Origin of the sequence: Acinetobacter sp. YH12208 (assembly GCF_013418055.1) — a bacterium.
GTDB lineage: Bacteria > Pseudomonadota > Gammaproteobacteria > Pseudomonadales > Moraxellaceae > Acinetobacter > Acinetobacter pseudolwoffii.
The window spans coordinates 57,072-76,611 of record NZ_VPCT01000008.1; the positions used below are offsets into that span (position 1 = coordinate 57,072).

Below are 19,540 nucleotides of genomic sequence, written 5' to 3' on the forward strand. Positions count from 1 at the left end.
TTTGATTTCAAACCAAACCGTACGTTATGGAGATTCACCCACCCAAATCCTATTTTCCTTACTGCAATAATAAATATCAGGAAGCACCATGAATAATTATGATCATCTTCTCGTAGCACTCGATGAGTCCTCGATTTCCTATGCTGCCGCAGAACATGCCCTCGAACTGGCCAAAGTATTTCATAGCCATGTCACCTTACTCAGTGTCATTGCGGTTGACCCTTTTAAGGGCGTAGATTTTTATAAAGTTGCTCCAGCAGTCACAGATTACTTTATGCATGCAGAACAAAATGCGCTTGATCGCTTAAATGACCTGAAACAGAGCTTTGTTCGTGAAGGCATACAGGTCACGACAAAAATCCTGCATGGTATGGCACCTTCAGAAGGAATCTTACAGGCTGCAAATGAATCACCGACTGATGTCATTATTATGGGTTCACATGGCCGTAAAGGTTTGCAAAAACTCATGCTGGGTAGTGTGGCGCAAAATGTGCTGGCACTTTCTGATATTCCAGTACTGGTGGTCAGACAATAACAGGTATTGATGAAAGCCTGAGCTGAGCAGGCTTTTAGCGAAGCTTTTGATTCAGCTCACTCAAGAAGATTTCTGCATCAAGCTGGCTTTGAAATACTTTCTTGTATTCCCCGACCTGCTGAACAGAATGAGGTGTATATTGAATCGAGATTTCAAGTAAGCCATTTTCAGGATTCTTGCTGACATGTACGGCAATAATATGCTGGCTATTTAAATAAAAACCATCTTCAATTTTCACTAACATATCTTAAATGACCTCCAGTAAGTGGATCTCTAAGATCCTTTTACCCTGCTTACAGCTTAATAAATCAGTACTCTTGTCCGTATAGCAATACTGTACACGCTTTGGTTGCCACATAGTGCATCAGCGTATTTCAAATGTATCTAAACCGGCCATTTAAAATCAAAACAGATAAAAAACCGGATCTTGATGATCCGGTTTTTTGATAGAGACTGAATTTTATATACTTAGCATACTATTTAATGTCTCAGACACATTTTTAGATTTGACCAGTGGCTTCAATACTTCAAGTTGCGCCTTGACTTCACTGCGTTGCGGCTCAGCAAGGGTGTACCAGCGTGACAATACTTGCAGCAGACGTGAGCCCACAATTGGGTTTTTCTGATCTAGATATTTCGCCAGACCAATAAAATGCTGCACACCAAAGCTCCAGGTATTCACCGGATTGGCATTCAGACCGCCGCTCACAGCACGGATCCGGTTTGGTACAGCCAGATCATAATCAGGATGCTGGGTCAGATAGGCAATGGTTGCATCGGTTGCTTTTGGATGCGCTGCCTGCACCATAAACCATTGATCTAAAGACAGAGCCTCGTCTTCAAAGCGGCTATAAAAGTCTGCCAAAGCTTCTTCTGCTTGTGGTGCATCGTTCCAGACCAGAACTTTCAGGGCGCCCAAACGTTCAGACATATTACCTGTGTGATATTGCTCATAAGCCAAATCAAAGGCAGATGTATCTCCCTGACGGGCGATCATCGTCAACATGATGTTTCTTAAAGCACGTACACCCATCGCTTGCGAGAATTCAGATTGCAGATCAGGATCCAGATCAAGATACGTCTCTTTGGCTGTTTCACCAAAGGCACGTGCCAGCGTATGCAGCAAAGCCTCACGCTTTTCCTGAATCATGACCGGATTATAGTCCTGATCAATACGGCTGCCCAAATAACCTTCAGACGGCACATCAAACAGACGTGATGCCAACAGCGGATCTTTTTCAATCACACCCGGCAAGGTATTCAACATCGCCGCGATATAAATATCCGCAGGCTGATCATCCAGCAAGATACGCTCTAATAACGTTTGAGTGGCTTGCCACTGGTTAAAACCATTGGTCTCATATTGCAGCAGGAAGGCCAATTCTTGTTCTGAATAGTCAAAGTCCAGATTGACTGGCGCAGAAAAATTACGCAGCAAGGATACCACCGGTTTTGCTGTTACCCCACTAAATTCAATCGTGGCTTGTTCCTGATCAAACAGATACACCCCATCTTTCACGCCATTTTCAAAGAGTGCTTCAGAGTTTAGCTTCAACTGCTCACCGGTTTCGGCATCAAACAGCGCCAAAGCCACTGGAATAGGTACCGCTTTCAGATTCGGATATTTGGCATGGGTTTTCAGGCTTTGCTTCAAGCTGAGACGATAAATTTGTGTCTCTATATCATATTCAGCTTTTGCTTCAAGTTTAGGCGTACCCGGCTGGTTATACCAGGTCAGGAAGTTGGATAGATCCACCCCTGAACCTGCGGTGAGTGCAGATACCCAGTCTTCCACCGTTACCGCCTGACCATCATGACGGCGGAAATACTCATCGGTTCCTTGACGGAATTTTTCCTTACCGAGCAAGGTCGCCATCATGCGGTTAATTTCAGCCCCTTTTTCATAAACAGTGGCAGTATAGAAGTTGTTAATTTCTACAAAATGATCTGGACGCGGCGGATGTGATAGCGGCCCTGAATCTTCCGGGAACTGATGTGCTTTCAGAACTGCTACATCATCAATACGTTGTACCGCAGCCGACTGTAAATCTTCCGAGAAAGATTGGTCACGGAATACAGTCAGGCCTTCTTTCAAACACAGCTGGAACCAGTCACGACAGGTAATCCGGTTACCGGTCCAGTTATGAAAATATTCATGCGCAATGACTGACTGCACCCGCATGATGGCGGCATCAGTGGTGTACTCTTCATCGGCTAGCACGCATGAAGTATTGAAGATATTCAGACCTTTATTTTCCATGGCACCCATGTTGAATGCACTGGTTGCCACAATCATGTAATTATCCAGATCATAAGGCAGACCATAATGCTCTTCATCCCAGCGCATAGAATGTTTGAGCGCTTCCATGGCGATCTTGCATTTTGGAATATCTTTTTCTTCTGCGTAGATTTCCAGAGCTACATTGCGGCCTTCCGATGTGACATAGGAATCTTTCATCACTGCCAAGTCACCAATGACACAGGCGAACAAATAGCTCGGTTTCTTGGTCGGATCCTGCCACACGGCATAGTGACGATTTTCATCCACTTCACCGGTTTCTAGCAGGTTACCATTTGCGAGCAAGACCGGATATTTCTTGTCTGCCTCTACACGTGTGGTAAAGACCGACAACACATCCGGACGGTCTGGATAGAAAGTAATTTTACGGAACCCTTCTGGTTCATTTTGGGTCACAAACAGATCTGAACTGGCCTGATATAAACCTTCCAGCATAGTATTACTTTCAGGATGGATTTTAACCACAATTTCAAGCGACACTTGATCAGGCGCATTGGCAATGACCAGTTGTTCAGCATCAAGACTGTAGTCAGTTGCATTCAGGGTTTGACCATTTAACCGGATCGATTGCAGTTCCAGATCGCGGCCAAGCAAAACCAGATCGCCAGCAGTCTGACGCTGCATCTCCAGCTTGCTGCTGACCAGACTGTGGTCACTGTAGACTTGAATATTCAGGTCGATGGAATCAACAACAAAGGAAGGTTTTTGATAGTCTTTTAAATAAATGGTTTGATCCGCTTCGATCACCGGGTTTGCCGCAATATTCATGTCCTGTCCTAATCTTTTATCGTGTTCGACATTGTTCATGTCAAAATCATACGCCAAGTTTGAAACGCTGTCTGTGCATTTGTATTGTTAGATCTAATATGGGCATTTCGTGCACCACTTTCAATGCATTCTGCCTAATTGAGCAGCACCCGGCTCTACATAAGAAATATCTATGCCATAAAAATAGTCAGGATCATAATTTCTTACATTTTAATAAATTACTGATTTAAAAATATATAATTTTATTTGCAGAGTACCGCATAAATGCTGATTAAAAAATGAGCACACTTCTTGCTAGAGTTAAACTGTGTTTTTCCACACTTCCAATGAAAGAATAATGATAACGATGATGAGGTGAGCCATGTATTTAAAACAGCATGTTGTACGGATCGAAAATATCAAAACTTTGCAAACACTGGATCAGGCCAATATTGACCATAAAGTGATTGCACTGTTGATGAGCTGTGAAGGAATTCCACTTCAGGCCCATGAAGTAACTGCCATTCTCAACAGCTACGATGCACTCGGTGCCAAAAAAGTGCCCTCTAAAAAAGTTCAGGCCTTAATTCATGCTAAACATCGCGGCGAGGAGGACGACACATTACCCTGCCCGGTTTAAAAAGCATCATTTCATGTTTTAAAATCAGAGCTACTTCGGTAGCTCTTCTCCTGTTTGGATGACTATTTTTGATTTAGAAAAATTGCACCCGTCCACTACGTTTGCATCTCATCAGCCGTGTATAATCAAATGCCCGTCCATTCTAGAGTTGCCCGCGACCATGGTATTCAGTGTTCTGCAAAAACAGCTTGATGAAAGCACCCACTGCCCGCTATGTAAGGCATCGATGTATTGGATTGAGGCGGAACAGTATGATCAGGAGATGAGTTACCATGAATGCAGCCATTGCCAGCATCAGCTTCATCCGGATCAAAAAAATAATTGTTATTGCGCACAGTGTCTGGCCCAACGTAAACGCATGCTCAAGGAAGTCCGTTTACAGGAAAATCGTCTCTATCATAAAAAACAGGACCGGCCGGTTCCTGAGCTCAATCAGCTCAGTTTTATCAATAAACTGTTTCTACTTTCGATTTTAGATGAACAAGTACAGGAATATAGCCAGCACCGCGAATATATCGACTGGCATCAAATTCGCTATTTTTCCATCAGTCCGAACTATCTGTTTCAACATGGTCTGGTCAAAAATATGCTCAGAGAACAGATTTTAATTCCCAAAGATGTGCAACAGGAAAATCAGCACTATTATATTAATGTACGTCTGGATGGCTATTCTGAACCGAGCCTGTTCAGCATTACCCAGCAACTACGCAACTGGTTTTATCAGAACCTGAGTCAAGGTGTGCCCTTTAAAAGTGCAGATGAAGTCAAAGATGCCCTGTATTGTCTGCTATATGAGGAGATCATTCAGTTTGCGCAATTTTACTGTCGTAGCTGGAATGTGCAGATTGCCGGAAATCAGAGCTTTCAGACCTTTTGCTATCGCCTTTTAGATGTCTTGGCAGTGGGGCAGATTTATTATCTGGTACAGACCGCACTGGAATATCTATATAAGCAAAAAGCGCTTAAGCCACGCAATGAAAATTTTATTAATACCAATCTGCTGAAAAAAACCTTACAACAGTATCGGGAACGTTCTGTCACGGAAAAATGGGAAACCTCTACCCTGCCACGCCCGCCACAACTGGCCTTCAGCAAGATGAGTGAAATCCTGTTTTATCGCTTCCTGGGTTATGATGAGAATATTTTCTTTCAGCCGGTCTGGCGCTCATGGCATAAAATTGAACCGCGCCTGAAATTTTATTCGCAGAAACGTTGTATGCACTGCGGTTCACAGGAGCTTTCGGTGGATTATGATGCCAGTGACTATGTCAGCCTGTTCTGCCGTAGCTGTAAGCATCAGGACCATTATTTTACCCGCTGAGCGAAGATACGACTTAGATTACTTTTTGACAGATGATCATTATGAATACTTCTACGCAAGCACTACAGCACACGCTTCTGGATCAAATCTGCGAGGCATGGTTAAAGTTACAGCAACATCAGCCATTGGTGCATATCATGACCAATGCCGTGGCCAGTAATTATGTGGCCAATGTGGTGTTGGCTGCCAATGCTTCCCCCGCCATGATCGATAATCCTTTTGAGGCCGAAAGCTTTGCCAAAATTGCAGCTGCGATCAATCTCAATCTGGGTACACCGACCACCGAACAAGTACAGGCCATGCACATTGCTGCGGAAACGGCACATCGTCTGAAAAAACCATGGGTACTGGATCCGGTTGGTTATGGAACGGTACTGCATTGGCGCTCGAATACGGTAGATCAGTTACTCAATTCCCATCCGACAATTTTACGGGGCAATGCCTCTGAAATTGGTGCTTTGGCCGGCAAGCGGATCGAATCCAAAGGTGTGGACAGTACCATCAATAGTGCCGATGTTTATTTACAGGCACAAAGCTTATTGGCGCATTGTGACTGTGTCGCGATTTCCGGTGAATCTGATTACATCATTTCCAGAGATTATCCGGTAATACAAGTATCAGGCGGATCATATTTACAACCGCGAGTCACGGCCACCGGTTGTGCACTTGGTGCACTGATTGCAGCCTATAGTGCTGTAAGTTCTCCCGCAATCGCGGCACTCGCTGCACATGTGCATTTTGCAATTGCAGGTCAACGGGCTTTTGAACGTGCGCCACAGCTTGGCCGTTTTAATGTGGCTTTTCTGGATGAAGTCCATCAACTTAATACTGAAAGCATTCGACAATACGCCAACTTTCAAATTTTGCCGGGAGCAGTTTAGTTTGCTAGCAGCTTTAAGGGGTGTTTGCAGGTTTGCATAGACCTGACACCCCACTTTTAGCTGTACATCGCTCACATCTTCTACTAATTTCTGAAGAGATAGGTTGCTTCTGAATCCTACGCTGAAACTATTTTGAGCATGATCGGTGGTTAACTGAGTAGGCTTCATATAACTTAATGTAACTTAACTACCGATTTCCACCAAAGGAATCAAACTTTTGTTTGATCTGTTTTCACATGATCCCAGCTGAAATCATGTGAATTATAATTTAATTATTCAGCAGGATTTGAATGTTACTTTTAAGCTTTAATTAACAGGCTCTCTTGATCAATATCCAGTATGTGATTCTGCTTATGCTGCATTACGAATCTGGCTTTTAGACTTAAAACTCTAGTGCAATATCAAGCCATTCAGCTCAATATCCAACTTGAGTGATAGTCTGCATCGAATGATAAAAAATCTGTCTGAACAATGACCTCACTTTGTTTTAATAAGGACAATTGAGAAAAGATGCATTAAAAAAAGTCAGCTGCCACTAGAGCAACTGACCTTCAAGATTTGAACAAAGCAAGTGTTTAAGCCGCGTAATGAATACTGACTGATTTGATACGATTGCTTTCAATTTCAGTGACTTTGAACTGTACACCTTGATAATCCAATTCAGTACCGACTTCGACCACACTGTTGGTTTTATCCAGAATCAGACCCGCAACACTGATATAACCAGCATCTTCATCAATCAGATCAATCATGCCGAGTTCAAGCTCAAGCTGATACAGATCCAGCATACCTGAAGCGATCCAGTGGGAATCGTCAATTCTGACCAAATCAAGTTGTTCGTCTGCATCCGGGAACTCACCGGCAATGGCTTCAAATACATCTAGTGGTGAGATCAAACCCTGTACATTACCAAACTCGTCGCTCACCAAGACCAAAGAGCCTTTAGAGGTACGCAAAGTATTGATCGCATCAATAACTTTCATCTTTTCAAAGATATAAATTGGACGATGGCGTTTGATCAGGGCTTTTAACTCTTCCGGTTCTTCCAGCACATCCAGTAATTCCTTGGCACGTACGATGCTAATCACCTTATCCAGGCTGCCACGACATACCGGAAACAGGCTGTGGGGAACAGATAGAATTCTTTCACGGATCTGTTCCGGGCTATCCTCTAGATCGACCCATGAAATCTGACTGCGCGGTGTCATGATCGAAGCGACTGAACGCTCTGCAAGGGTCAATACCCCGCCAATCATGTAACGTTCTTCATCTGCAAAGGCTTCTTGAGCTTCATTTTTGTCAGTATCAGTGGTTTCCAGCTTGCCGCCCATTAACTTCAAAATAGAATCAGCCGTACGATGACGCAAAGGAATCTTAGATTCATGCTTTGCTGCATTACGCTGGCCGAACTGGTTGAACGCTTCGATCAAGATCGCGACACCAATACCTGAATAGATATAGCCTTTTGGAATATGGAAACCAAAACCTTCTGCAATCAGACTGATACCAATCAAAAGCAGGAAGCTTAGACACAGAATCACCACAGTTGGATGACGGTTTACAAAACTGGTCAATGGTTTCGATGCCAGTAGCATTACACCCATCGCAACAATCATTGCAGCCATCATGACGTAAATATTGTCGACCATACCAATTGCAGTAATCACTGAATCTAAAGAAAATACAGCATCTAAAACCACAATTTGGGCAACAACAGCAGTGAAACTTGCATAAACCACCTTAGTGGTCAATTTGACTTCAGGCTTACCTTCTATCTTTTCATGTAACTCTGTGACGGCTTTATACACCAAGAACAAGCCACCAAATAACAAGATCAAGTCCCGACCAGAGAAGGTCCAGTCAAACAGGGTGATCAGCGGCTGAGTCAAAGTGACCAGCCAAGCAATGGCAAACAACAGGCCCAGACGCATCAATAATGCGAGTGAAAGACCGATGACACGAGCTTTATCACGTTGTTCAGGAGGAAGTTTTTCAGCCAGAATGGCAATAAAGACTAGGTTATCAATACCTAAAACGATTTCAAGAATAATAAGAGTAATTAAACCTACCCAAATTCCGGGATCTAATAAAAATTCCATTAGAGAACTACCCCGTTCGAGTAAGCTAGAAATAGAGATGGAAGATCAACGCACGGCGAGGGATCCATTAAATTTAACCTATGTAACTTAAGACCATTCCATTATGCATAAACTGAGTATTTTGTAATGTATTAATTTATAAAAAAATTACATGATTATGATTTTCCTTAGACTTTTTTCATTAATCAGTGTGTATAAAACGCATTAAACTTAATTTTTTCTTCACAAATTATTTTACTTTAATTAAAAATATGCATAATTACCATTCATTAGCTCAACCACTTTTAAAGTGAACTAAAAATTCAGCCATCAAATATATACCGATTAAAAAAGCAATCAGTTAAAATAGGGCTTGAATTTTTTGATGGGGAAATTCCTCCGCATAACTGCATAGATCCATCAGCAAAATTGTCTGGTTGATTAAAATCAGAGTGATTGCATTTTGGCCGATAAGCGAATCATGCTGTCGAATGACAAACGATTGCGGAAAATGATTCCGCCTCAGAAATATACAATTAAGTATTAATTTTACACAAAATATTATTGCCTTTCATCCGATTTAAAATGGCCATTCTCTGTCCTGAATCAGCGCATATGCAGAACTGCTCGACTTCTGGGGCTATTAAGAAAAACTAAAAAGTGCAATCTCTTTAACATTTTTAAAATAAAGGTTGAAACATGCATAAACTTTTTCATAAAATGGACGGGCCCTAGAAAAATAAATACAAGGAACATTTCATGACTAAGAAATATGCAAAATTTTTACCGTGTACGGAAGAATTTAATTTAGAAAACTTTCCCTATTATTGGGTTACTCAGGTTCATGCTCAATATGTACTTAATGTCGATCACGCACTTAAAAAATATGGTGTCGACAATTCGCGCCGCCGTATCCTTCTTGCCTTAAAATCCAAACCGCGTGCGAGTGTATCCGACTTATCAGAGATGGTCGTATCTAAAATGTCGACCACCACTAAAATTGTTTATCGCTTAAAAGATGAGGGTCTGGTTGAGACTTATTCATGTGAAGATGATGCACGAATTACCCGGGTATTTTTGACCGAAAAAGGCATGCAAATGACACATAAGATCAATGATCTGACCAATATAGTACTAGAGCAGTCATTTGAAGGCTTGACGCCTTTGCAAATTGAAAAAACCATGGAAAGTTTACGTCATATTTTTAAAAACCTGGCTCGTTAAAAGTCCTACTTTTTATTTTTAAATAGACGCTGGCGAATTGGCATACTTTCAATAATAAATAATTCACCGGAGCTTTCTAAGAATCAAAAAAGTTCAGTTGTGGGCTGGCTTTTTTGATTTTTTCTTTGGGAACATGTGAACATTCAAACTCTTCTTCCGGAAAGCCGTGTACAAAACTTCGAATATCCGGATGACTCAGTGTCAGCCATTCTTGTAGTCGCTCATGCGGAATCACGATCACCGAACGTTTGATATTTCCAGGCTCATGAAATTCTTTCATCATCGGATGGTCAATGGCATCCATCGTAATCATGCTGGCAGATCGTACAATTTCCCCTTGTACTCGTGTAATCTCATATACTGCCGCAATAAAAGTCGCCTGACCATCTTGACGTCTTACACCCCAACGCTGTGGTTTATTGTCAAAATATTTGGACTCATAAAACTCGGCAACAGGAATGACCCCAAAATGACATTTGGCAGTGGCTTCAGCAAAGGTTGGCTTTTGCAATAAAGTTTCATTTCTGGCGTTATAGGTCTTGGTAGCTATACTTTTATCTTCTGCCCATTTTGGAATCAGGCCAAAATTTACCGACCGCCATTCCAGTCCTTGAGCTGAATGAAATAACAGCGGTGTAGCATAATTGGGATAGACCTCTTCCGGATATTCAAAGGGAATTTCGGGCAACCCCAGATTATGCAATTGTTCTAAGCTTAAAGGTTTAAAGTTGGCACACATGGCGGATTAATGTAAATCATTCGACCACTCGATTATAACCTGATGTCTGAGCCAAACCTGTAATATTGATATAGATTTGAGTATCATGAATTCGGTATGGTCAACCAGTGTGTCCGGGTAAACTCCTCAAAAATCCAGCGACCATTAAAACGTCCGAGTCCTGAGTTTTTCTCGCCGCCAAAGGGTGCATTCGACTGATCTGCAACACTGATCCCGTTAATATGGGTCATGCCAATATCCAGTTGTGCCGCAAAAGTGCTGCCGCGTTCGATATTTGATGTACAGACTGCACTGGACAAACCGAACTCTGTTGCATTGGCCAGATTTAAAGCATGGGCCTCATCACGTGCTTTTAAGATCGGTAAAATCGGACCGAAGCTTTCTTGTTGTGCTAAATCAGAATCGGCTGTGACGTTAATGAAAATATGCGGATAGACCAGATTTCCTTCAATTCCGCCCTCATATACCAGCTGTGCGCCCTGCTCGCTGCCTGTCTGAATGATCTGTTGATGCTTTTTGACCTGACTCCGATTAATGATCGGCCCGATGATGGTATCTTCCAGATTCGGATCGCCCACTGGAATCATTTTGACTCGATCCAGAAGCTTATCCACATAAGCATCATGAATAGATGCATCGATAACAACCCGATTGGTGCTCATGCAAATTTGTCCCTGATGCATAAAACGCCCCATCAAGGTCAGTTCAACCGCCAGATCAAGGTCGGCATCATCCAGAATCACCAAGGGTGCATTGCCGCCCAGTTCCAGTGCCAAACGTTTGATTCTGGAACTGGCCAGAGCTTTACTGCCGACACTTTTCCCCACTTCAGTCGAGCCGGTAAATGAAATCATTTTTGGCACTGAATGCTCGACAAAATAATCCCCGATTTCACTGCCAGCACCGGCAATAATATTCAATGCACCCGGAGGCAAACCGGCTTCTTCAAATAATTTCCCGATTAATGTACCGCCAGTCACCGGCGTATCACTGGCTGGTTTCAAGACAACCGTATTGCCACAGGCAATCGCTGTCGCCACTGAACGCAAGGACAGATGAAATGGAAAGTTCCATGGGCTGATGACTGCAATCACGCCTAAAGGTTTACGCAAGACCAAACTTTTCCGTACTGGATCTTTGCTTTCGAGCTGTTCAGTTTTCAGCTGATCTGGAAATGCCAGACTTTCGTGAATAATCCCCAAGGCAGCATCTACCTCAAGGCCGGCTTTAATGCGCGTACTGCCTGATTCAATAATCAGCCAGTCAATGATTTCTGCACGGCGCTGCTGAATAATATTAATTAAATTTTGCAATACTGTTTTACGGACTTCAATGGAATTCAAAACACCCTGTTGAAAAGCCTGTTCTGCTGCCGTATACGCACTGTCTACATCGACAGAGCTGGCAGCTGCAAGACTCATAATTTCGGTTTGGGTAAAAGGATTGATATTTTTTATGATTTTGGTTGAAGTTCCATGTTGCCACTGACCATGAATAAACTGCTGGTCTAAGTCCTGATATACCGTCATCATTTTATTGTTCCTCGCAAGCTTTGCTCCACTTTAAGAGTTCAACTGAAAAATTTCTAGTCAGAAAGACAGCCGCTTACCATTAGACAATAAAAAAGCCTCCGAAGAGGCTTTTTTAAGTTAGACGGGATTAGTCACCTGTATAACCTTTTAACTTTAAACGTGCTGCATGTAAAAGTGGCTCGGTATAACCTGATGGCTGTTCACCACCTTTAAAGATCAGGTCAGACGCTGCCTGGAATGCAATATTGTTGGCAAAGTCTGCAGACATTGGCGTATACAACGGATCATTGGCATTTTGCTGATCTACAATTTTCGCCATACGCTGCATCACTTCTTCTACTTGCTCACGGCTTACCACACCATGACGCAACCAGTTCGCCACGTGCTGTGAAGAAATACGTAGAGTCGCACGGTCTTCCATTAACCCGACATCGTTGATATCGAGTACTTTAGAACAACCTACACCTAAGTCTACCCAGCGAACCACATAACCCAAGATCCCCTGACAGTTATTTTCAAGTTCTTTGGTTTTCTCTTCTTCAGACCAGTTAGTGTCTGTTGCTAATGGTGGCGTTAACAAGTCATCTAGTGACAAGGCTTCAGTTGCCAATAACTCTTGCTGACGATCCGCAACATTAATCTGATGATAGTGAATCGCGTGAATTACCGCACCTGTTGGTGATGGCACCCATGCACAGCTCGCACCTGCTTCCGGATGTTCAGTTTTGGTTTTATACATGTCGAGCAACATATCTGGTTTTGGCCACATGCCTTTACCGATTTGCGCTTTGCCACGTAAACCTGCTTGCAGACCGATCATCACGTTACGGTTTTCATAAGCCGGGAACCAGATCTGACCTTTGACTTCGCCTTTACGTACGAATGGGCCTGCTTCCATAAAGGTATGGATTTCGTCACCGGTACGGTCCATGAAGCCTGTATTGATGAAAATAGTACGGTCTTTGGCTTGTGCAATACAGTTCTTCAGGTTTACAGAAGTACGGCGCTCTTCATCCATAATCCCGATTTTTAAAGTTTTTGCAGGCAAACCCAGTACCTGTTCCGCACGTTCAAACAATTCAACGGCAAATGCCACTTCTTCAGGACCATGCATTTTTGGTTTAACGATATACATTGAACCTTGACGCGAGTTCTTGATGGTATTTTCACCTTTGATGTCGGCAAAAGACAACAATGGTGTAATCAAGGCATCCATGATGCCCTCAAAAATCTCTGCACCATCGACCAAAATGGCAGGGTTTGTCATCAAATGACCGACATTACGCAGCAACATCAATGAACGACCATGAACCTTGGTTTCACCACCTTCCACATTTTTGAAAGTACGGTCTGCATTCAGTGTACGGGTAACTGTTTTACCATTCTTCTGAATGGACTCTTCTAAAGTGCCTTTCATCAGACCTAACCAGTTACGGTAGCCTTCCACTTTTTCTTCAGCATCAACCGCTGCAATCGAGTCTTCCAAATCCTGAATGGTGGTAACCGCAGCTTCAAGAACTACGTCTTTTACGCCAGCGGCATCAGTCTGGCCAATCGGGCTCGTTGCATCAATTTGCACAATAACGTGCAGACCGTTATTTTTAAATACGATTTCAGTCGGTGCTGACGCTTCGCCATTGAAGCCAACAAATTTAGCGCTATCCGCAACAGTCGTTGTAGAACCATCTTTTAATTTTACAACCAGTGCGTTGCGATCAACTGCATATTGAGTTGCGTCTGCGTGCGAACCTTGTGCCAATGGGAAAGTTTCGTCAAGGAAGTTTTTCGCAAATGCGACAACTTTCTCACCACGTTTCGGGTTATAGCCTTTGCCTTTTTCCGCGCCATCTTCTTCAGAGATCACGTCGAAACCATAAAGTGCATCGTAGAGAGAACCCCAACGTGCGTTGGCTGCGTTGAGGCAGTAACGTGCATTACGTACCGGTACCACCAGCTGTGGGCCGGCCAATACGGCAATTTCTTCGTCTACATTTTCAGTGCTGATTTGAAAATCTTCTACTTCTGGTAACAAGTAGCCAATTTCAGTCAAGAAAGCTTTGTAAGCTTGTAATTCAAATGTGTTATTGCGGTGCCATTCATCGATTTTCGCTTGAATGTCATCACGCTTAGCCAAAAGTGCTTTATTTTTAGGGCTAAGATCAACAACGACTTGTTCAAAGTTTTTCCAGTAAGTTTCACTATCCAAACCAGAACCTGGTAGTGCTTCATTTTCGATAAAATCGTAAAGTTCTTTAGCAATCGCTAACTTGCCTTTTTGAATACGTGCAGTCATTGTCTTTCCTGATATTGCTACTTTTTATACAAGAGATTCTAGTATACCGATTAAAATCTAGCTGAATAGTATTATCAAATTGCTAAATACTGAGCATTTTTCATAATATGAGTACCCTCATAAACATATCAGACGTCGCTCAGCCGCATTGAGATATCATTCTGCTAAATACCCTAATGACAGTGTATAAAGTTTTCGAAATGTAGAAATTAGACTTAAGTTCAGATTTTCGAGTAAAAATTATGCATTCTAGTTATACACGATCATATTTAGATCAAGATTAAGCCATGTTTGGCCCTAGTTGTCGATCAATTACCTGCTTATTTTTATAAAAAAGCGCCAGTCAATGACCAGCGCTTTTATTCTGCTTCCTACTCACTCGAGATAGTTTTCTGAATCTGACGATGTTCAGAATTCAGATATTCATCCGACTGCATTTCCAGTAAACGTGAACGCGTCCGTTCAATTTCAAAGACCAGTTTTTCACCTTGGTAAATATCAATAATATTGTCTTCCGAGGTCAATAACAGTTTGACACCACGGTCATAGAACTCATCGACCAGATAAATAAAACGGCGCGTCCCATCATTGAGGAAATCGGTCAGGTGCGGCACATTACTGACTAAAACCGTATTATAAATATTGGCAATTTCAATAAAGTCAGCCGGGCTACGTGGTTTTAGACACAGCTCAGAAAACTCGCACCACAATACATCTTCGGTATGTGACACAGTTTCCACAATACGGTTATTGATGATAATCGGCTCTTCAGAGCAGGTTTGCGTCTGAGTCAAAGCGCTGAAACGTTGCGCAATCCAGTTTTTATGATCATGGGTTAATGGGAATTTGAATAACTGCGCCTGTTTTAATACGCGTAAACGGTAATCGACGCCGGCATCGACGTTTAACACCACACAGTTTTTCTTGACCAGTTCAATCGTCGGCAGGAAACGGTCACGATGAATCCCGTTTTTATACAAACCATCTGGGGCAATGTTCGAAGTTGCAACCAAAGTAATCCCGCGTTCAAATAGTTTCTGGAACAGATCACTCAGAATCATGGCATCGGTGACATTGGATACAAAGAACTCATCGAAACAGATAATCACCGCGTCTTTATAAATCTGATCCGCGACCAGATCCAGCGGATTACGCTGCCCAGAGAGCTTATTTAATTCACGATGCACATGCTGCATAAAGTGGTGAAAATGCATCCGGGTTTTACGGCGAAATGGAATCGAATCATAAAACTGATCCATTAACCAGGTTTTGCCACGACCCACACCACCCCACATATACACGCCATTGGGAGAAGTCTGACGGCGAAAACGGCGAAAGGCTTTTTTCGAGGCCTTAAAACGCTGAATCAATTCCAGCCAGACACGATTCAGTTCATGTACTGCCATTGCCTGTGCATCATCAGGCATAAACTGTCCCGAAGATATCGCTTGTGCATAACGTTCTGCAGGAGAAATCGGACTAAAGGCGGTGCTGTGCTGTGAATTAAAATCGGACATAGAGTTTCGTACTATTTGGGATCAATTTAATTATAGCGGAGTTTAATCAACACACTATAACACTTTGGCATAAACAAGCTTAGGCTATTTCACATATTGCCGAGGGCTTTGCCCAAACCAGCGTTTAAAGGCATGGTTAAAAGCAGCCGGCTCGGAATAGCCCAACAACTCTGCAATCATTTCAATTGAATACTGTTTATATTCAATCAATCGCAAAGCCTTATCTTTAATAATGTCTTCGCGAATCTGTTTATAACTGGTATCGCACTGCTGTAACTGATGCCGCAAGGTTCGCTCCGGAATATTTAGCGCCTGCGCAGTTTCGGCCATGCTCGGCATCAAACCACTTTGTATTTCCAGATAATCCTGAACGCGCTGCACCACTGTCGGTGTCTGCTCATCCTGTTGCAAACGTTGCAATTCAGCAAAACACTTGGCTTCATACAGCGCAAAGGTCACCGTATCCGCAGACGGAATTTTAATATCCAGAACTGCTTCATCAAACCAGAATGCCGCACTTGGTGCATCGAACTGAACCTGTGTCCCATAATAATCATGATAGACTTTTAAGATATTCGGCTCTTGCGGATGGGCAAATGGTAACTCGATCCGTAAATCAGGTTTGGACAGGCCCATCATTTTGTAGATATCACGGATAAACTTGAAAGTTCCCGAAATCTCCGCCTGTGCCAGCAACACACCCAGACCATCTTCCAGATTTTTCGGTCGATAACACAGCGCGCTATGATGCTCGCTTTGTTGCAAACCCAATTGTCCTGTCAAATGCGTCAACTGTTGAAAGCGGATCACCTGATGCAGCGCATCACGTACCGTCGGACTGGTAACCAGTAACATCAACAACGGACCATAACCTGCCAATGCATAATGCTGGCCAATCAATAATCCCTGCTCAGCTTCGATTTCCTGCCCTACCACCTTAAGTACATCATGTTCCAAACTCGGATGAATAATCGAGCCAGGATCAAAGGCATCGACACGCAGTCCAATGTTTTGCAGCTTCTGATCGACGTCTATGCCCGCCTTGCGCATCCCTTGAATCAAATACATTAGACTGAGAACAGAACGTTTCATAACCATACAAATACAATGTGATAGTCTTAGTTGTACTATAAAAATAAGTGTACTGCTATTGCCGTTTAGATCAATTTTAGGTCTAATCTTTTATCAGTGAATGATGATAATAATCTCTTATTAAAATAAGCAAGGAATGCAATGATGCTGGAAAATACAAGTGCCACCCGCTCGCCACCCTTTACCAAAGTCGCCATTATTGGCGCCGGTTTTGGCGGTATTGCCATGGCAATACGTTTACAGCAGCAAGGCATCCATGATTTTATTCTGCTGGAAAAAGGCCATGAATTTGGTGGAACCTGGCGAGACAACCAGTACCCTGGCGCAGCCTGTGATGTGCAGTCACATTTATATTCCCTCTCATTCGCTCCGAAAAGTAACTGGTCAAAACGCTATGCCGAAGCACCCGAGATATTTTCCTATATTCAGGATCTGGTAAACGATTATAAGCTGCGTGCGTTCTGCCGCTTAAATACTGAAGTCCTTTCAGCGCATTACCAGGCAGAGCGCTGTCTGTGGCAATTGCAGTTACAAGATCAAAGTATCCTGGAAGCCCAATTTGTCATATTTGCTTCAGGGCCTTTACATATTCCCCAGATTCCACCTATCCCCGGTATTGAGAAGTTTCAAGGGAAAGTCTTTCATTCTGCACAATGGGATCATGCTTATGATTTAAATGGCAAAAATGTCGCATCGATTGGCACAGGTGGCAGCGCCATTCAATATGTTCCGGAAATTGCCCCACAATGCAAACAACTCTATGTCATGCAACGTACTGCAGCCTGGATCATTCCTCGCGATGAACGTGTCTATCACCCTCTCGAAAAGACACTATTTGAAAAATATGACTGGTTCCGAAAACTGCACCGTGCCCGCTTATATTGGTCAAATGAATCGCGGGTCATCCCCATCGTTAAACCCGGAATCATGAAATACACCCAGAAACTGGCAGAACTGTTCATCAAATACCAGATTAAAGATCCTGAGTTAGCTCAAAAACTCACTCCGGATTACATCATGGGTTGTAAACGTATTCTGGTTTCCAATAGCTATTTCCCGACTTTTAACCGCAGGAATGTAGAACTGGTGACTGAAAAGATTCAGGAACTTACTGAAAATAGCATCATTACCCAAGATGGTCAGGAGCGGCCAATTGACTGTCTGATTTATGGCACCGGGTTCATTACCGATCCACGCATCTATATGAAGAATTTTCAATGTACTGGGCTGGATAATCTACAGCTCAATGAGGTCTGGAAACAGGGGGCTGAAAGTTATTATGGAATTTGCATGAAAGGTTTCCCAAACCTGTTTCAATTACTGGGCCCAAATACCCTATTGGCACACAACTCTGTGATTTTTATGATTGAGGCACAAGTTGACTATATCTTGCAGCTCATGCAGCGGGTCGATCAATCACATAGCGATGCCATTATGGTCAAAGAGCAGGCGCAAGATACATTTAATCAGCAGGTGCAACATATGTTTGAACAGACCGTATGGCAATCTGGCTGTGTCAGCTGGTATCAGCAGGAAGGTGGCAAGAATTTTGCCCTATGGCCGACTTATACCTGGAAATACTGGCTGAAAACCAAGAAACCCAATACCGCAGATTATAGATTATTCAATAAAGTTAGCTAAAAGCTTTTCACCATCTAGCATCAAGCGATGGCATAATTTAAAGATAATTTTTTCAATCTATTAAACTTATGCAATCGCTTTGGCTCATCTTTCAGCTTCTTCTCTGTTTGGCACTCGGTTTTGCTTTGGCGAAACGGATTCCAGTATCGATGATTAAAATCTGTTTCAAGCTCTTACCTTATTTTAGCTATGTGTTACTGATTGCGATTTCCTTTGAATTCTCACAGCTTGTGGATGAATTACAGCATCCCCTACAGATTCTGAGTACATCCATCAGCATTGCCTTTCTGACATCACTCGGTGCTTTTGCTATTTGCTATTTGCTGTTCAAGTGGGCTGGTTTTCTTCCCAGTTCAGGCAGAGCATCCCTTGATCTGGTAATTAAATCCTTACTGAATATGAGTTATGCTTTTTTGGCACTCGCAGGCGGATACTTTTTACATGCTGGCTTGAGTCTGTTTGATTTATCCTTGCACATTAGCACCTGGCATTTGTTACTGATATTTATGTTTTTCATTGGTTTAGATCTGGCTTATTCGCCACTGGATCGTTCTTGGTTAAATATCAAAATTCTTCTGGTTCCAATCGGTTGTATCTTCGGTTCATTATTCGCAGTTATGCTCTATTCATTCTGGAACACACAGATTGGCCTGAAAGATTTGATCATGCTGTCACAAGGCTATGGATTTTACTCAATGTCAGGCGTTGTCGTGACCGAGCTTCGAAATGCAGAACTCGGCAGCATTGCACTAATGAATGACCTGTTTAGAGAAATTTTTGCCATCTTACTGATGTATTGTATGGGCTGGAGATATCCAAGATCGGCCATTTCCGCAGCAGGTGCAACTGCAATGGATGTGACTTTACCGATGGTTAAGCAGGCATGCGGGCATGACTTTATTCCACATGCTATGGTCAGTGGATTTATTTTGTCACTGTTAGCACCAGTCATGGTGAGTGTACTGGCAGCGATTTAATTGCTTTATTGCTTTCTCAATCTC

General features: G+C 42.8%; 15 protein-coding genes. 7 read left to right on the top strand and 8 right to left on the bottom strand.

Features of this window, described 5'->3' with window-relative positions; translation table 11 throughout:
- Nucleotides 1-88: 88 nt before the first annotated feature.
- Nucleotides 89-535 (top strand): universal stress protein, encoded by a 447-nt coding sequence (locus FTU95_RS09490; protein WP_005097283.1) that lies wholly within the window; start codon nucleotides 89-91, stop codon nucleotides 533-535.
- 34 nt (nucleotides 536-569) lie between these two features.
- On the opposite strand, the gene FTU95_RS09495 is transcribed toward FTU95_RS09490, so the two are convergent.
- Together FTU95_RS09495 and pepN are read right to left on the bottom strand one after the other, a co-directional pair.
- Nucleotides 570-779 carry a hypothetical protein gene (locus FTU95_RS09495; protein ID WP_005097285.1) on the bottom strand — a complete coding sequence of 70 codons (210 nt, stop codon included), beginning with the start codon at nucleotides 777-779 and terminating at the stop codon, nucleotides 570-572.
- 216 nt (nucleotides 780-995) lie between these two features.
- Nucleotides 996-3,602, bottom strand: coding sequence for an aminopeptidase N (pepN, locus tag FTU95_RS09500; RefSeq protein ID WP_180078281.1), 2,607 nt, complete (start codon nucleotides 3,600-3,602; stop codon nucleotides 996-998).
- 361 nt (nucleotides 3,603-3,963) lie between these two features.
- On the opposite strand from pepN, the gene FTU95_RS09505 reads away from it, so the two are divergent.
- The 3 genes from FTU95_RS09505 to thiM all read left to right on the top strand — a co-directional run bounded on the left by FTU95_RS09505 (nucleotide 3,964) and on the right by thiM (nucleotide 6,423).
- Nucleotides 3,964-4,221, top strand: coding sequence for a hypothetical protein (locus FTU95_RS09505; RefSeq protein ID WP_005263317.1), 258 nt, complete (start codon nucleotides 3,964-3,966; stop codon nucleotides 4,219-4,221).
- Nucleotides 4,222-4,381: 160 nt separating this feature from the next.
- On the top strand, nucleotides 4,382-5,542 hold the full coding sequence (locus tag FTU95_RS09510) for a hypothetical protein (RefSeq protein ID WP_005170446.1): 1,161 nt from the start codon (nucleotides 4,382-4,384) through the stop codon (nucleotides 5,540-5,542).
- Nucleotides 5,543-5,574: 32 nt separating this feature from the next.
- Nucleotides 5,575-6,423: a hydroxyethylthiazole kinase gene (gene thiM / locus FTU95_RS09515; RefSeq protein WP_171063326.1), complete on the top strand. Its 849-nt coding sequence runs from the start codon at nucleotides 5,575-5,577 to the stop codon at nucleotides 6,421-6,423.
- 575 nt (nucleotides 6,424-6,998) lie between these two features.
- Here thiM and FTU95_RS09520 read toward each other — a convergent pair.
- Nucleotides 6,999-8,522 (bottom strand): TerC family protein, encoded by a 1,524-nt coding sequence (locus FTU95_RS09520; protein ID WP_005097293.1) that lies wholly within the window; start codon nucleotides 8,520-8,522, stop codon nucleotides 6,999-7,001.
- Nucleotides 8,523-9,260: 738 nt separating this feature from the next.
- Between FTU95_RS09520 and FTU95_RS09525 the strand changes: the two genes are divergently transcribed.
- On the top strand, nucleotides 9,261-9,725 hold the full coding sequence (locus FTU95_RS09525; protein ID WP_074383241.1) for a MarR family winged helix-turn-helix transcriptional regulator: 465 nt from the start codon (nucleotides 9,261-9,263) through the stop codon (nucleotides 9,723-9,725).
- A gap of 76 nt (nucleotides 9,726-9,801) precedes the next feature.
- Here the strand turns inward: FTU95_RS09525 and FTU95_RS09530 are convergent, their stop codons facing one another.
- From FTU95_RS09530 to FTU95_RS09550, 5 genes are all read right to left on the bottom strand, one after another.
- Nucleotides 9,802-10,464 carry an SOS response-associated peptidase family protein gene (locus FTU95_RS09530; RefSeq protein WP_180075012.1) on the bottom strand — a complete coding sequence of 221 codons (663 nt, stop codon included), beginning with the start codon at nucleotides 10,462-10,464 and terminating at the stop codon, nucleotides 9,802-9,804.
- Between the two features lie 83 nt (nucleotides 10,465-10,547).
- Nucleotides 10,548-11,996, bottom strand: a complete 1,449-nt coding sequence (locus FTU95_RS09535; RefSeq protein ID WP_081273087.1) for an aldehyde dehydrogenase family protein — start codon at nucleotides 11,994-11,996, stop codon at nucleotides 10,548-10,550.
- A 127-nt stretch (nucleotides 11,997-12,123) separates the two neighbouring features.
- Entirely contained in the window at nucleotides 12,124-14,289 is a 2,166-nt protein-coding gene (locus FTU95_RS09540; RefSeq protein ID WP_074383243.1) for a malate synthase G, read from the bottom strand.
- A 371-nt stretch (nucleotides 14,290-14,660) separates the two neighbouring features.
- On the bottom strand, nucleotides 14,661-15,806 hold the full coding sequence (zapE, locus tag FTU95_RS09545) for a cell division protein ZapE (RefSeq protein ID WP_005097301.1): 1,146 nt from the start codon (nucleotides 15,804-15,806) through the stop codon (nucleotides 14,661-14,663).
- A gap of 84 nt (nucleotides 15,807-15,890) precedes the next feature.
- Nucleotides 15,891-16,898 carry an AraC family transcriptional regulator gene (locus FTU95_RS09550; RefSeq protein ID WP_180078282.1) on the bottom strand — a complete coding sequence of 336 codons (1,008 nt, stop codon included), beginning with the start codon at nucleotides 16,896-16,898 and terminating at the stop codon, nucleotides 15,891-15,893.
- A 141-nt stretch (nucleotides 16,899-17,039) separates the two neighbouring features.
- On the opposite strand from FTU95_RS09550, the gene FTU95_RS09555 reads away from it, so the two are divergent.
- Entirely contained in the window at nucleotides 17,040-18,539 is a 1,500-nt protein-coding gene (locus tag FTU95_RS09555) for an NAD(P)/FAD-dependent oxidoreductase (protein WP_005097304.1), read from the top strand.
- A gap of 68 nt (nucleotides 18,540-18,607) precedes the next feature.
- Entirely contained in the window at nucleotides 18,608-19,516 is a 909-nt protein-coding gene (locus FTU95_RS09560) for a lysine exporter LysO family protein (protein WP_180078284.1), read from the top strand.
- The last annotated feature ends 24 nt before the right edge of the window (nucleotides 19,517-19,540 follow it).